This is a genomic window from Pedobacter sp. Hv1 (assembly GCF_001412215.1).
GTDB lineage: Bacteria > Bacteroidota > Bacteroidia > Sphingobacteriales > Sphingobacteriaceae > Pedobacter.
The window spans coordinates 419,019-432,147 of sequence record NZ_LLWP01000005.1 but is presented as its reverse complement, the minus strand read 5'-3'; the positions used below and the strand labels follow the sequence as shown (position 1 = coordinate 432,147).

The window sequence follows — 13,129 nt, the reverse complement described above, 5'->3', positions numbered from 1 at the left end:
AAACTGTGAATTGAAAACTGTCAACTTTCCTTCGGTTTGTACTTAGATTTGGTTAGTATCTTTTGGGCATCATTTTCGGCCATGAGCTGTTGCAAAGTTACATCAGGGTTTTCGGCCATGTATTTTTTTACAATCTGCCAGCCTATCCAAACGGCCAATTTGGGTGCAGACGATTTTTTCTCGCCCAAGCCAGGGGTAAAAGGCCCGTCGGTAATAAACGTTTGTATTTTTTGGATATCGCTTTGGTACAAAAGATCTCTTTCTAAGAAAAATCCCCAAATGTTAGCCTCAAATTGTTTGCACCAGTTTAGCTGGTTGGTGGTATAACCTATTTTAATGGTATCGGCAGTTGTTTCTGGAAGTACCTGATCTAAAAAATAAAGGATCTTGCCATTGTAGATCATCTTGGCCAACAAAGTCTGGTCTTCATCACGTTCTTTAAACAGTTCTTCTCTGGCAAATACTTCCGTAACTCTTGATGGGAGATAGGCAGGGGTAAAACGTCTAGACTGGTAAGCGGGTACACTAGCTACAATGGCACCATAAAACTGGCTATCCTTACCCAAAAACATATCTAGGCCAATGCCCATATAATGATCTGCCTGTATTACCTGATAGGCAAAACCAGATAGAAACGAAACGAAGTTGGGTACTTTTGTTTTAGGATAATAGTATTTAATGTATTTAAAGTTCTGGGTCAGTTCTTTTTCTACATTGCTTAAGTTTGGATATACACTATCTACTTCTTTGTTTAAGGCAGCATAAGCTTTGTCGCCGTATAACCCTTCCAATACTTGTGGTCCAGTAGAATTGGCATCGCCAACCATCTGATGGATGAAATCACTATAAAACATTCCATACTTATTGGTTAACAAGGCATCGGCTTCTGGAATGCTTTTTGCTTTCCCAGCGTAAAGGTCCTTTTCAAATCTTTGTATTTTAATGTCAACTTTGATGTGGCTTACATCGGGTCTATGATCTTGTTTGCAAGAAAAAATTGCAATTACACACAAAAAAAATAGATAGATTTGGAAATGTTTTACGTTATAGCTCATGAATAACAAATATAGATACTAGTAACAGGAAACCAAATCATATCCAAATGAAAAAAATACTAACCGTTATACTCTTCCTTTTTTTTACCATCCATACTTACGCACAACAAAGTAGTGCACCTTATTATGGTTTTAGGTTGGGTTTAACGGCACATCCAAATTTTGGGTTTATCAAGGCAGAGAACGGAAAGGGCAATGGGGTAAATTTAGGTTTTGCCTATGGATTAATGGCCGATTTTAATTTTGCCGAAAACTATAGCTTTTCAACTGGCCTAACCATTACTACCATTAACGGAAAAAGTACAGAGATTAATGCCTTGCCTTATAGCGCAACAGCAGATCGAACCGTTCCTGTAGGGTACGACTTAAAATATAAAATGCAGTATATAGAACTACCATTAACCCTTAAACTTAAAACAGATCATATCGGCAACATCCGTTGGTATGGGCAGTTTGGGCTATCTAATGATTTCAGGATTGGTGCCAAACAAGATGCCAAGGTTAATGGGAGTAAAATAGCTGATGGCGTAAACTCAAAAGACTGGACCAGATTTTACAGAGCCGGAATTATTGTAGGTGGGGGTGCAGAGTTTGATATTGATGGCAAAACCAGTTTAATGATGGGCTTAACGTTCAATAATGGATTTACGAATATATCTACAGGTCAAAACAGCATTAGAAATCACTATGTAGGCTTAAATGTTGGGGTGTTTTTTTAGGGGGTAGGAAGTAGGGAATAGGAAATAGGGAATAGGTTCAATGTTAACTGCAAACTGCAAGCTGCAAATTGTAAACTGGACTACTATTAAAAATAAATAAGAGACGAATGAAGATAGCTTTAGCGCAACTCAATTATCACATTGGTAATTTCGAACAAAATACAGCACATATTATTGCACACATCAATTTGGCAAAAGATAAAGGGGCCGATCTGGTGGTTTTTTCAGAGCTGGCTATTTGTGGTTATTCTCCGAACGATTTTCTAGAATTTCAGGAGTTTATTACACTTTGCAATGAAGCAGCCCAAACCATAGCTCAACATTGCGTTGGCATTGCCTGTATTTTGGGTCTGCCCATTAAAAATGAAGTTTTGGAAGGAAAAGACTTGTACAATGCCGCTTATTTTATTGAAGATGCAAAAGTGAAAGTCATTACCAAAAAAGCATTGTTACCTACCTACGATGTTTTTGATGAGTACCGCTACTTTGAACCCAATAACCAGTTTGCCTGTATTCCATTTAAAGGGAGAAAAATTGCCTTAACCATTTGCGAAGACCTGTGGAACATTGATGATGATCCTTTATATGTGTCTTGCCCGATGGATACGCTGATTAAAGAATCGCCAGATTTGATGATCAATATTGCGGCATCGCCGTTCAATTACCGCCATGATGAAGATCGTATCCAGATCTTAGCAACCAATGCCAAAAAATACCAATTGCCCCTGTTCTATGTAAACCAGGTTGGGGCACAAACCGAAATCATGTTTGATGGAGGCTCTTTGGTTTTTGATGAGGCTGGCGAGGTAAAGGCAGAAATGAAATACTTTGAAGAAGATCTTCAGGTATTTGACCTGGATGAAATTCAAAATGTAAAGAACAAATATCCAGCAGTAGAACGAGATAGTGATATTGTTCAGATCCACGATGCATTGATCATGGGCATTAAAGACTACTTTAGAAAATCGGGCTTTACCAAAGCTGTTTTAGGTTTATCTGGTGGAATAGATTCGGCTATTGTTTGTGCGTTGGCATGTAGGGCCTTAGGACCAGAAAATGTAATGGCGGTTTTAATGCCTTCTAAATATTCAACAGATCATTCTATTAAAGATGCCCTAGATCTGGTTAACAACATTGGCTGCAAGCACGAAATTATTGAGATTAAGGATGCTGCAAATGCCTTTGATGGCATGTTGGCCAAACCATTTGCCAATTTGCCCTTTAATTTAACAGAAGAGAATATCCAAGCCCGCTGTAGAGGCATTGTACTAATGGCCATGTCCAATAAATTTGGCTATATCTTATTAAATACTTCAAACAAAAGTGAATGTGCCGTAGGTTATGGTACATTGTATGGCGATATGTGCGGCGCTCTTGGCGTAATTGGCGATGTGTACAAAACACAGATCTTTCAATTGGCTAGACACATTAATAAGGACGGAGAAGTGATCCCCGAAAATACCATTGTTAAACCACCATCGGCAGAGTTGAGACCAGATCAAAAAGATTCAGATTCGCTTCCCGATTATGGTATTTTAGATCAGATCTTGTTTCAGCATATCGAATTGAAAAAAGGCTCTAAAGCTATTATTGCTGAAGGATTTGACGCTGCCTTGGTGCAACGGATACTTAAAATGGTAAACATGGCCGAATTTAAGCGCTACCAAACCCCACCAATTTTAAGGGTTTCGCCAAAAGCATTCGGAATTGGCAGAAGAATGCCAATTGTTGGAAAGTATATGGCTTAAGCATACCCAATAGTGGGTATCAATAATCAGTAGAATTCGGTATTGCCTTGCAGGCAACGATTAGGTTTTTTTGTGTAAATAATTAAACCTAATCATAGCGATGAAAAATTTAAAGAACTTATTGGTTGGCTGTCTGATCTTGTTTACAATAACATCTTGTAAAAAGGGCGATGACGCCAAAGTTACTGAAGGTAGCATGTCTGCCAAGGTAGATGGCAAAGATTGGAGTGCAGGCTTGGCCGTGCAAGCCACAAAAACTAGTGGTGTATTGGCTATTGGTGGTACCGGAAATGGGGCACAGATCAATATCAATGTGTTGAGCTACACAGGGGTAAAAACCTACCCAATTGGCGGGGGCGTAACTTCTACCAATACCACACAAGCTATTTATACCAGCACAAGCATTCCTCCGGTAGTATACAACACCATGGTAGGTCAAGGTTCTGGTACCTTGGTGATTACAAAAGACGAAGGAGGATACGTTGAGGGCACCTTTAACTTTACTGCAAAAACTACTGCAGGAGTTAATATCACCATTACAGAAGGTAATTTTAGAGCTAAACTGTAGCTTTATTGGATAAAAGGATGGGTAATGCTCATCCTTTTATCTTATAGAGAAGTGATCCACCAGGTATTGCCACAAGGATCTTCAATGCCGCAGGTTCTACCATAAGATTGGTCTGAGAGTCCCATCACACTGCTTGCACCATTTTCCAATGCCTTATCATAAGTCTCGTCTGCATTGGCAACATACACAAACAAATTGGCCGTTGCTACAGCCCAATCTTCATTGGCATCAGTAAACATAAGGGTGCAGCCTCCAATGGTTGCTTCGCAATGCCTAATTTTTCCATCTGCAGTTAACTGTTTAGCGGTTATTGTAGCATCGAAAATAAGTTGCACAAAATCGATGAATTTTTTGGCATCAGCCAACATTAAATAAGGCATTACCGTCTGGTGTTCTTTTGGAATGTTCATCATTTTCAATTTATAATCTAAAAGTAATCTAATCGGCTGAAATTAAACCTCATCGGCTCAAAATTGTTTAATTAGTATATAAATAATTTTGCCATGAAAAAGATATTCATCTTATTGAGCATGGTGGTATGCTTAGCATCGTGTTCAACTTACGATTATTACGCTGTAAGTAATAAACCTGTAACTACCAATCGTTATCAAACTTACGCTTGGATTCCAGAGTCGCAATCTAAAACCACTTCCATTTACAATAACGACATTGCCACAGATAGAATTGTAGAGGCAACCAATGCAGAGCTAGATAAACGAGGATTTCAGCTCAACAACAACAAACCAGATCTTTTAATTAGGTATACTGCCGTAGTGAATAAAGAAACCAAAACAGTGAGCGATCCGGTGTATTATAATCCACCATCACGCTTAAGCCCAAGAGTTGGTTACTATAGGGGTAGGGCTAGGTTTTATTATGCCTATACAGATCCTTTTCCGGTATATGTGGGTAGTAGAGCCAGAAAAATGCAGGTAAAAGCAGGTAGTATTATGATAGACATCATCGAACGTAAAACCTCTAAACTAATTTGGAGAGGTTGGGCCGAAGGAGAGGTAAACGATGGTCAAAAAGCAATCAATGATATTCCTACCGTGATTGCCAATATCTTTAAAAAATTGCCTTAATTGTTTTCGTCGATCATTGCTGGTTTAATTACTTTCCTTTTAAAAGATTGGATAGACAAAATAGCAATACCGATCATGATCGAAACATCGGCCAAATTGAAGATACCTGTTCTAAAGATCACAAAATCGATGTGCAGGAAATCGGTAACAGAACCAAATCTAATACGGTCGTAAATGTTGCCAATTCCTCCACCTATTAAAAAACAAAGACCAATCTGAAACCATCTGGGCAGATTGGTCTTTGTAAATAAATAAAAGAGGCCATAACCCAGTACTAAAACTGGTAAAATGCTCAATAAAACCAAACGCACAAAGTCTGGCAAGTTACTACCTGTACTTAAAAATGCGCCAGTATTTTCTACTTTGGTTAAAGTAATATGGTTTTTGAGAAGACTGATGTTCTCATTCAAGTTGATATTTTGCCTTACAATAGATTTAGACACTTGGTCGCAGCCAACATTTAATAACAAAATAAAGGCGAGCAATAAAAGCTGAATAGATTTTTTTTGTGGCATTTTGAGCTATTTGTAAGTGGTTTGAGACTTTGGAATAACTAGGTTTTTATTGATCTCTGGAAAGAGCTGTTTTAACTTCTCGGGTGTAGCAGCTGCGGTATCCATAAAATACCAGTTTTTGCCTCCATCGTAAGAAATGCCAAACAAATAATTGTTGGAGTGGGCATTTACACCTGATACTTCGATGTCCATAATTTGTGGAACAATACACTGGATGTTTTCTTTAGAAACAATGCTTTGCGTCATCTTACCAATGGCTACTTTTTTGATTGCAAAACTACTTGATTTTATGGCTTCCAAACCTTGCTTTAAAGTGATTAAGGCTTTATCTCTTCCTCCCATGCTTTTAACTACAGTAGGGTGGGTGTATTGCAATAGGGTTGCATATTCTCCTTTAACAGCAGCGCGGGCCATTGCATTGGCCTGTTTATACATATTGTCTATATAAACCTGTGCTTGACTTGTGCTATGCAGACAAACAAATAATGTAATTACTAATATTATTTTCTTACCCATTTTCTATAAGGAATGATGCATGCTAAGATTACAGCTACAATAGTGGCCAATTTAGCAAGGATATCTCCATTGTTAACGTAAACTGTTAACGAATCGTTTAAATTGATGTCTTCTTTTAATGCAGTGCTTGTCCACCAAGTAGATTGTTTCACCACATCACCTCTCTGGTTAATGAAACCAGAAATGCCTGTATTGGCCGATCGTACTACCCAACGGCGGGTTTCTATGGCTCTCAATTTAGCATAAAGAAAGTGTTGATCTTTACCAGAGGTATTGCCCCACCAACCATCGTTTGTAATTACCGCAATAAACTGGGCACCATTTTTAACAGCCTCGCCAACCCAACTGCCCCAAATCGATTCGTAACAGATTACAGGTGCAACACCTACACCATTTTGCGAGTAAAAAACATCAGGATGATCTTGCCAGCCCCAACCAGATGCACTGCCGCCTAATTTTTCGAAAACAGGGGCAATAAAGGATAAGGTTTTTGGGAAAGGCATTTTTTCTACCCCAGGAACCAATTTAGATTTATGGTAAAATGCTACCTCAGCAGAGTTTTCTACCTGTATGGCTGCATTAAAATTGTCGTAAAAGCCACCATTTGGATTTGCCTTTGCAGAAATGGTCTTTTTATCGTTGTAATATTTGATACTTTCAATTCCAGTAATTAAGGTGCCATTTTTGTATTTGCTTAAAAATTGTTGCACCTGTAAGAACTCTGGATTGCCCCTGATCTGATCTTCATCCGCATAATTAGAAATAGCAGTTTCTGGCCAAATGAAATATTCGGTATTGACCTGTGCCAGCGAATCGGAAAGATGGCTAAGAATCTGCACTTGTTGGGCTACCGGAATAGCACCTAATTTTTTATAAGGATCGATATTTGGCTGTACAGTAACCACATTAACTGGCGATTTCTTTTCGGTATAACCCGAATAGGTTTTTAACGAAAAACCTATTGGCAATAACAATACTAAAAGCCAAGTTAAAGCAACGCTATATTTGGCAAATCCGTTTTTAGATTTGAAACTTTGATAAGCCTCAAAAGCTAAGATATTGCTCAACAAAATCCAGATTGAACCACCATAAACACCCGTATATTCGTACCATTGGGCCAGTTGGTGCATGCCTGCAAAGCCATTGCCCAAAGTCATCCAAGGAAAAGCCAGGTCCCAACTTTGGTGTAGGTATTCCATCGAAATATAGAAACAGATTAGCCCTAGGTAAGCAATTTTGGTATTTACCTTAGTCTGCAATTGATGGTACAGCCAAAAAGCAAAAGTCATCATTAAAGCACCTAAACCAAAAGGGATTAAAGAAATTAGCAAAGATACAACTGGTCCGTTATAGGCGCTAATGGCGTTGTATACCCAGTAGATTGATGCCGTATTCCAAACCAAAAAAGTAAGGCCAGCAGTTAAGAACACATGTTTGCCTGTTTTTTTTAAGCCTTGGTTTTTAATATTGTTTAAGGCTATAAATAAAGGCACTAAGCCAATTAATAACAATGGAGCGAACCAGATGTGTGGAGGCCAAGCCAACCACATTAAAAAAGCACTACTTAGTGCTAAGAGATAATTTTTTTTAGACATTCTCTTTTTTTAATCGTCATGCTGAATTTATTTCAGCATCTTTTTTATTCTAATGTATCAAATAGGTCTTCCCACGCTGGGTTTAATGAATTAATGAGATTGATTTTCCAGGCCCTTCTCCAATTCTTTAATTGTTTTTCTTTAGCAATGGCATCTTCAATTGTGCTTAATTGCTCATAATAAACTAATTTATTACAATTATATTTCGCCGTAAATGCCTTTGGGTATAATTTTTCTCTATGCTCTTTAATTCTAAAATATAAGTCTGAGGTTACACCAATGTATAATACTGTGTGGGTAAAATTAGTTAAAATATATACACAGCCACCACGTATCATTTTAATTTATTTGTCGTCACCCTGAATTTATTTCAGGGTCTGTTTAGAGTAGATTCTGAAATTGATCAAGACTGAAGATTCTTTAAAAAAGAAGCAAATCATTTATAAAGACCCTGAAATAAATTCAGGGTGACGTATTACTGTTATAGACTATCTAAAATATCAGCCTTTTTACGTTCGTACTCTTCTTTGGTAATCAATTGTTTATCGTATAAAGTTTTCAACTTTTTTAATTTCAAAGTTGTTTCATCTTCTGCTTCTGCTATCACCTGCGGCTGAATAACTTCTGCTTCTTCTATCGGCAAATCGATAATGGTTTGAATAGGAGGAACATTAACCGAAGCTGCAGAAGCTCTGTTTTCTTCCAACTGTTGTTGCCTCATCATTTCCTTGTACTGTTCTAACTGCTCATTGGCTGCCTGATGTAACTTTCTGGCCTGTGTTTTAGGAATGAATTCGGTTACAATGTTTTCTCCATGCTGCGGTACGCAAATGAATTTCGAACCGAAAAACTCTTCTTTAAAAGAAACTTCTTTAATGTTTTTCCAAGAAATGTCCTTGAAATTCATGGTTAGCCCTAAATTGCCCGGCTCGCAATAAAAAATACGTTTATTGCTAATGGCTATGCTATCTGGTAAAAGATTTACGGCAGGTTTTTTTTGTACAGCAAGGTATAATATTTCCTCGCCAGAGGTCAATAAATCGTTGAGTTTGCCTATTACTTTCTCTACTGCTTTTGGGTCTTGTTCGTCGCTTAAAAATCTATCTATGCTAATCATTATCTTCTTTTTTATGGTATTTGTCTTTCGTTTTCGCTTCTTTATCCTTGCGCTCTTCAGCTCCCGCTACACAAATTACGAATTCTCCTTTTAATATATTGTTTTCAAAATGTGATTTTATTTCAATAAGAGTGCCACGAACAGTTTCTTCGTACATTTTGGTCAATTCTCTACTTACGGAAGCTTGTCTTTCTGCTCCCAGATATTCGGCAAACTCTGCCAAGGTCTTCAATAAACGGTGCGGACTTTCGTAAAAAATCATGGTTCTTTCTTCGGTAGCCAACAATTTTAAACGGGTCTGTCTGCCTTTCTTAACGGGTAAAAACCCTTCAAATACAAATTGATCACTGGGTAAGCCAGAATTAACCAAGGCTGGTACAAAAGCTGTGGCGCCGGGCAAACAGTTCACTTCTATTTCGTTTTTTAAGGCTTCTCTAACCAAAAAGAAACCGGGATCTGAAATAGCTGGCGTACCTGCATCAGAGATTAAGGCTACATTTTGTCCTTGTTTTAAAAATTTAATGATCTCTGTAGTGGCTTTATGCTCGTTGTGCTGGTGGTGTGAATAGGCCTTTTTATCGATGCCAAAATGTTTGAGCATTGGGGCACTGGTACGGGTGTCTTCGGCTAAAATCACATCTGCTTCCTTTAAAATGCGGATTGCCCTAAAAGTCATGTCCTCTAAGTTGCCAATAGGCGTAGGTACGAGATATAGTTTTCCTGCCATAGTATCAAGTATTAAGTATCAAGTATCAAGATTGGACATTGAGATGAAAACCGCCAACTGAAAACTGAAAACTCTTGCTATCTTTGTAAAAAAATAAAATAATGCTGCAAGTTAACTATATCCGCGAAAATAGAGAGAAAGTTTTAGAGCGCCTACAGGTGCGCAATTTTAAACAACCCGAATTGGTAGACCAAATCATCTCCATTGATGAAGAACGTCGCCAAACTCAAACTTCGTTGGATAGTATTTCTGCTGAAGCCAATGCTGCCGCAAAACAGATTGGAGAGTTGATGCGCAATGGTAAAAAAGAAGAGGCCGAAGCAATTAAAACGCAAACTGCTACACATAAAGAAAGTATCAAAAATCTTTCTGAGCAATTGACGGCACTAGAGCAAAGTCAGTTTAACTTATTGGTACAGTTGCCTAATTTGCCACACCATCAGGTTAAACCGGGAACTACTCCAGAAGAGAATGAAATTGTTTTAACCCATGGCGAACCTGCACAATTGCCAGCTAATGCGAAACCGCACTGGGAATTGGCAGCAAAATACGATATCATCGATTTTGAACTGGGTGTTAAAATTACAGGTGCTGGTTTTCCGGTATATAAAGGAAAAGGTGCCCGTTTACAAAGAGCATTGATTAACTTTTTCTTAGATGAGGCTATTGCTGCTGGCTACAAAGAAGTGCAAGTGCCACACTTGGTTAACGCAGCTTCTGGTTTTGGTACCGGTCAATTGCCTGATAAAGAAGGACAGATGTACCATTCAACAGTTGATGATCTGTATTTGATCCCAACAGCTGAGGTTCCGGTAACGAACCTTTATCGTGATGTAATTTTAAAGGAAGAAGATCTGCCAATCAAAAATACAGCTTATACACCATGTTTCCGTAGAGAAGCGGGTTCTTATGGCTCACACGTACGTGGCTTAAACCGTTTGCATCAATTTGATAAGGTAGAATTGGTTCAGGTTACCCACCCAGACCATTCTTATGCTACATTGGAAGACATGAGTACTTATGTGCAAGGGTTATTGCAAAAACTAGGTCTTCACTATCGTGTACTGCGCTTATGTGGCGGCGATATGGGCTTTGGTTCTGCCATGACCTATGATATGGAAACTTGGAGTGCTTCTCAAGAACGTTGGTTAGAAGTTTCTTCTGTATCTAACGTAGAAACCTTTCAGAGTAACCGTTCAAAAATCCGTTTCAAAGGGAAAGAAGGCAAAACTCAATTGGTGCATACTTTAAATGGTAGTGCTTTGGCTTTGCCACGTATTGTAGCTTCAATTTTAGAAAACTATCAAACTGAAAATGGAATTAGAATTCCAGAAGTACTGCAAAAATATACCGGATTTGATGTGATCGATTAACCTATCAACTCCATAAAAAAGTCCCGGCAATACTGTCGGGACTTTTTGTTTTTATAGGAAGGTATATTTTGCTTTTTAAAAGATAATAATCAATAATAAAATGATGATGATAATGGCACCAACAGAAAGGTAAACGCCTTTTTGAAGTACACGAGCTTGTTCTTTCATTTCTTTTAGTTCTTTTCGCAAAGCTCTTTTTTCTGCTCTGGTTAAGTTGGATTTGTCCATCTTACGAATTTCCTCAACCCTGTTCACTATTCTTTCGAATTGAACTTTTTGCTCAGCAGTCATTTCAGTTTTCGGTTTTTTATCCTCTGCTGCTGATACTGTATTGGTGCTGATTCCTAATGTGAAAACCAGGACTAAGGCGTAAATAAATTTTTTCATAACTTTTATCGTTTATGGTGAATACTATACCTATAAACACAAAACCTACCAATATTGATTTGGTAGGTTTCATTTATTTGAATAAATATTTAATCGTGTTGATCAAATGTTGCTTTACCTATATATGGTGGGGCTTTTTGTTTTGATCAATTTTTTTAAAATGGTCTATTCCAGTAGCTACTATTTGATCTCGAACACTGTATTTACTACATAGTTCAATTTGATCTTTTTAAAGTCTAACTCAGGCGCAGATTCTGCAGCTCCAGCCATGTCGGCAGATTTCATCATCATTACATTTGCTCTGTACATTGGCTGTGGATAAGCTTCATTGTTCACTTCTTGAATGTCAATTACGCTTCCTAATTTATCGCCTAAAGCCTCAACCATGTAAGTTGCTTTTGCTTTGGCAGCTTGTAAAGCTTTAATTTTTAACTCTTTTTTTAGTGTTTCGATCTTAGAATAATCATAGCTGTCGATATTGGTATAAGCTACACCTTTAGGATCTACAGCACCAATAATTTCGTTCCATTTGTTCAAGTCGGTCACTTTTAATTGGTATTGTTTGCTCACCAAGAAATCTGGGTTTTTCTTTTTCTCTATAGCATAGTTGTAGCTAGAGATGTTGTTAACCATCAGGTTTTCTTTTGCTATACCAGCTTTTAAAACTGCATTGTACAATTGATTTTCAAGTTCGGTAATGTCTACTCTTTTTTTGCTGTTGTTATCTTTTAGATATTCTTTTAAAGAGATAGAAAGGTAGATGATATCTGGTGTAACCTCTGCTTCTGCAGATCCGCTTACACTAATTTTCTTTCTTAAGTCTACTTGTTGCGCCATGGCACTCATACTAAATAAGGCAACAAAGGCAAGGGCAAATAATTTTTTCATGTTGTGTATAATTTTGTGTGTGTTTATAAATGAGATGTCAACGGGGCCACAATTCCACAGCCAAAACTTAATTTTTATTTAGATTTTGTTGTAAATTTCAGACTGTCAGCTAATTAAATTTTAAAATAAATTATTGAAATCTATCTTTTTTGAAGCGCAATGTCCTTGCATTAGGTTAAAGGTGGTCGGGCTTTTCGCTGTATCTTTTTTGCTTCGCCCAAAAGGATGTCGCTCCAATCCCGGCTATTTACTTGGGTTTGTGCGGGTAAACTTTGCAGGTGTACTCCTCACTGTGCTTCCCAATCTTTTTTATTTACCTGATAAACAAAATTGAGCTTTGTAGGTTCGCCATAATAGGCCACCTCCATTTCGCCTACTTTTTTGGCGCCTAATTTTTCGATGGCCTTTTGCGAACGAAAATTGGTAGCCCCAATGTGTAAAATGATTTTATCTATATGCTGAAAGGCATAATCGAACATCAGCTGTTTTAAAGCTTTGTTATGTCCTTTGCCCCAACAATCGCGACTAATAAAGGTATAACCTACCGCAATGCTATGGTTCACTTCGTCAAGTTCGTAATATCTAGAGCTGCCAATTACTTTCCCTGTTTCGTTATCATATACCAGAAAAGCTCCTCCAGAACTGAGGGCTCCTTCAAAGAAATTTTCAAATATTATTCTTTGGTAACGATTTTTATTAGGGTGCTGTTCCCAGATTAAAGGATCGGATGCAACGGCATATAAGGTTTCAAAATCTTCCTGTTTTAACGGAACAATTTGAATCAAACTGTTTTGGAGTGTCGGCTGTAAATTGAAATTCATAGATCGGGATGAATG

Annotated in this window: 16 protein-coding genes; 5 read left to right on the top strand and 11 right to left on the bottom strand. The window is 37.8% G+C overall.

Annotated elements, in window-relative coordinates; genetic code table 11:
* Nucleotides 1-20: 20 nt before the first annotated feature.
* Nucleotides 21-1,055 (bottom strand): gliding motility lipoprotein GldB, encoded by a 1,035-nt coding sequence (gldB, locus tag AQF98_RS13460; RefSeq protein WP_055132465.1) that lies wholly within the window; start codon nucleotides 1,053-1,055, stop codon nucleotides 21-23.
* A 47-nt stretch (nucleotides 1,056-1,102) separates the two neighbouring features.
* Between gldB and AQF98_RS13455 the strand changes: the two genes are divergently transcribed.
* From AQF98_RS13455 to AQF98_RS13445, 3 genes are all read left to right on the top strand, one after another.
* Nucleotides 1,103-1,774, top strand: a complete 672-nt coding sequence (locus tag AQF98_RS13455) for a porin family protein (RefSeq protein WP_055132464.1) — start codon at nucleotides 1,103-1,105, stop codon at nucleotides 1,772-1,774.
* A gap of 107 nt (nucleotides 1,775-1,881) precedes the next feature.
* A complete protein-coding gene (locus AQF98_RS13450) occupies nucleotides 1,882-3,522 on the top strand; it encodes an NAD+ synthase (protein ID WP_055132463.1) in 1,641 nt (546 codons plus the stop codon).
* Nucleotides 3,523-3,622: 100 nt separating this feature from the next.
* Nucleotides 3,623-4,090, top strand: coding sequence for a DUF6252 family protein (locus tag AQF98_RS13445; RefSeq protein WP_055132462.1), 468 nt, complete (start codon nucleotides 3,623-3,625; stop codon nucleotides 4,088-4,090).
* A gap of 41 nt (nucleotides 4,091-4,131) precedes the next feature.
* On the opposite strand, the gene AQF98_RS13440 is transcribed toward AQF98_RS13445, so the two are convergent.
* Nucleotides 4,132-4,503: a VOC family protein gene (locus AQF98_RS13440; protein ID WP_200911881.1), complete on the bottom strand. Its 372-nt coding sequence runs from the start codon at nucleotides 4,501-4,503 to the stop codon at nucleotides 4,132-4,134.
* A gap of 90 nt (nucleotides 4,504-4,593) precedes the next feature.
* On the opposite strand from AQF98_RS13440, the gene AQF98_RS13435 reads away from it, so the two are divergent.
* On the top strand, nucleotides 4,594-5,175 hold the full coding sequence (locus tag AQF98_RS13435) for a DUF4136 domain-containing protein (protein WP_055132460.1): 582 nt from the start codon (nucleotides 4,594-4,596) through the stop codon (nucleotides 5,173-5,175).
* Here the strand turns inward: AQF98_RS13435 and lspA are convergent.
* The 6 genes from lspA to rsmI all read right to left on the bottom strand — a co-directional run bounded on the left by lspA (nucleotide 5,172) and on the right by rsmI (nucleotide 9,645).
* Nucleotides 5,172-5,690 (bottom strand): signal peptidase II, encoded by a 519-nt coding sequence (gene lspA, locus AQF98_RS13430; RefSeq protein ID WP_055132459.1) that lies wholly within the window; start codon nucleotides 5,688-5,690, stop codon nucleotides 5,172-5,174. The genes AQF98_RS13435 and lspA overlap by 4 nt on opposite strands.
* A gap of 6 nt (nucleotides 5,691-5,696) precedes the next feature.
* Nucleotides 5,697-6,206 carry a hypothetical protein gene (locus AQF98_RS13425; protein WP_152969713.1) on the bottom strand — a complete coding sequence of 170 codons (510 nt, stop codon included), beginning with the start codon at nucleotides 6,204-6,206 and terminating at the stop codon, nucleotides 5,697-5,699.
* Nucleotides 6,191-7,801: an apolipoprotein N-acyltransferase gene (gene lnt / locus AQF98_RS13420; protein ID WP_055132457.1), complete on the bottom strand. Its 1,611-nt coding sequence runs from the start codon at nucleotides 7,799-7,801 to the stop codon at nucleotides 6,191-6,193. The genes AQF98_RS13425 and lnt overlap by 16 nt, the downstream gene beginning before the upstream one ends.
* Nucleotides 7,802-7,845: 44 nt before the next feature.
* Nucleotides 7,846-8,139: a GIY-YIG nuclease family protein gene (locus AQF98_RS13415; RefSeq protein ID WP_055132456.1), complete on the bottom strand. Its 294-nt coding sequence runs from the start codon at nucleotides 8,137-8,139 to the stop codon at nucleotides 7,846-7,848.
* A gap of 143 nt (nucleotides 8,140-8,282) precedes the next feature.
* Entirely contained in the window at nucleotides 8,283-8,918 is a 636-nt protein-coding gene (locus AQF98_RS13410; RefSeq protein ID WP_055132455.1) for a PH domain-containing protein, read from the bottom strand.
* Nucleotides 8,911-9,645, bottom strand: a complete 735-nt coding sequence (rsmI, locus tag AQF98_RS13405) for a 16S rRNA (cytidine(1402)-2'-O)-methyltransferase (RefSeq protein WP_055132454.1) — start codon at nucleotides 9,643-9,645, stop codon at nucleotides 8,911-8,913. Before rsmI ends, AQF98_RS13410 begins: the two co-directional genes overlap by 8 nt.
* Nucleotides 9,646-9,746: 101 nt before the next feature.
* On the opposite strand from rsmI, the gene serS reads away from it, so the two are divergent.
* Nucleotides 9,747-11,018 (top strand): serine--tRNA ligase, encoded by a 1,272-nt coding sequence (serS, locus tag AQF98_RS13400; RefSeq protein WP_055132453.1) that lies wholly within the window; start codon nucleotides 9,747-9,749, stop codon nucleotides 11,016-11,018.
* A 75-nt stretch (nucleotides 11,019-11,093) separates the two neighbouring features.
* On the opposite strand, the gene AQF98_RS13395 is transcribed toward serS, so the two are convergent.
* The 3 genes from AQF98_RS13395 to AQF98_RS13385 all read right to left on the bottom strand — a co-directional run bounded on the left by AQF98_RS13395 (nucleotide 11,094) and on the right by AQF98_RS13385 (nucleotide 13,114).
* Nucleotides 11,094-11,405 (bottom strand): hypothetical protein, encoded by a 312-nt coding sequence (locus tag AQF98_RS13395; protein ID WP_055132452.1) that lies wholly within the window; start codon nucleotides 11,403-11,405, stop codon nucleotides 11,094-11,096.
* Nucleotides 11,406-11,585: 180 nt separating this feature from the next.
* Complete coding sequence (locus AQF98_RS13390) at nucleotides 11,586-12,293, bottom strand: SIMPL domain-containing protein (protein WP_055132451.1); 708 nt, start codon at nucleotides 12,291-12,293, stop codon at nucleotides 11,586-11,588.
* A 287-nt stretch (nucleotides 12,294-12,580) separates the two neighbouring features.
* Nucleotides 12,581-13,114, bottom strand: a complete 534-nt coding sequence (locus tag AQF98_RS13385; protein WP_055132450.1) for a GNAT family N-acetyltransferase — start codon at nucleotides 13,112-13,114, stop codon at nucleotides 12,581-12,583.
* Nucleotides 13,115-13,129: the final 15 nt, after the last annotated feature.

What these genes read in the sequence shown, in the direction of transcription:
- gldB (WP_055132465.1), bottom strand. Translation starts at nt 1,055, where the DNA reads ATGAGCTATAACGTAAAACATTTCCAAATCTATCTATTTTTTTTGTGT.
- AQF98_RS13455 (WP_055132464.1), top strand. Translation starts at nt 1,103, where the DNA reads ATGAAAAAAATACTAACCGTTATACTCTTCCTTTTTTTTACCATCCAT.
- AQF98_RS13450 (WP_055132463.1), top strand. Translation starts at nt 1,882, where the DNA reads ATGAAGATAGCTTTAGCGCAACTCAATTATCACATTGGTAATTTCGAA.
- AQF98_RS13445 (WP_055132462.1), top strand. Translation starts at nt 3,623, where the DNA reads ATGAAAAATTTAAAGAACTTATTGGTTGGCTGTCTGATCTTGTTTACA.
- AQF98_RS13440 (WP_200911881.1), bottom strand. Translation starts at nt 4,503, where the DNA reads ATGATGAACATTCCAAAAGAACACCAGACGGTAATGCCTTATTTAATG.
- AQF98_RS13435 (WP_055132460.1), top strand. Translation starts at nt 4,594, where the DNA reads ATGAAAAAGATATTCATCTTATTGAGCATGGTGGTATGCTTAGCATCG.
- lspA (WP_055132459.1), bottom strand. Translation starts at nt 5,690, where the DNA reads ATGCCACAAAAAAAATCTATTCAGCTTTTATTGCTCGCCTTTATTTTG.
- AQF98_RS13425 (WP_152969713.1), bottom strand. Translation starts at nt 6,206, where the DNA reads ATGGGTAAGAAAATAATATTAGTAATTACATTATTTGTTTGTCTGCAT.
- lnt (WP_055132457.1), bottom strand. Translation starts at nt 7,801, where the DNA reads ATGTCTAAAAAAAATTATCTCTTAGCACTAAGTAGTGCTTTTTTAATG.
- AQF98_RS13415 (WP_055132456.1), bottom strand. Translation starts at nt 8,139, where the DNA reads ATGATACGTGGTGGCTGTGTATATATTTTAACTAATTTTACCCACACA.
- AQF98_RS13410 (WP_055132455.1), bottom strand. Translation starts at nt 8,918, where the DNA reads ATGATTAGCATAGATAGATTTTTAAGCGACGAACAAGACCCAAAAGCA.
- rsmI (WP_055132454.1), bottom strand. Translation starts at nt 9,645, where the DNA reads ATGGCAGGAAAACTATATCTCGTACCTACGCCTATTGGCAACTTAGAG.
- serS (WP_055132453.1), top strand. Translation starts at nt 9,747, where the DNA reads ATGCTGCAAGTTAACTATATCCGCGAAAATAGAGAGAAAGTTTTAGAG.
- AQF98_RS13395 (WP_055132452.1), bottom strand. Translation starts at nt 11,405, where the DNA reads ATGAAAAAATTTATTTACGCCTTAGTCCTGGTTTTCACATTAGGAATC.
- AQF98_RS13390 (WP_055132451.1), bottom strand. Translation starts at nt 12,293, where the DNA reads ATGAAAAAATTATTTGCCCTTGCCTTTGTTGCCTTATTTAGTATGAGT.
- AQF98_RS13385 (WP_055132450.1), bottom strand. Translation starts at nt 13,114, where the DNA reads ATGAATTTCAATTTACAGCCGACACTCCAAAACAGTTTGATTCAAATT.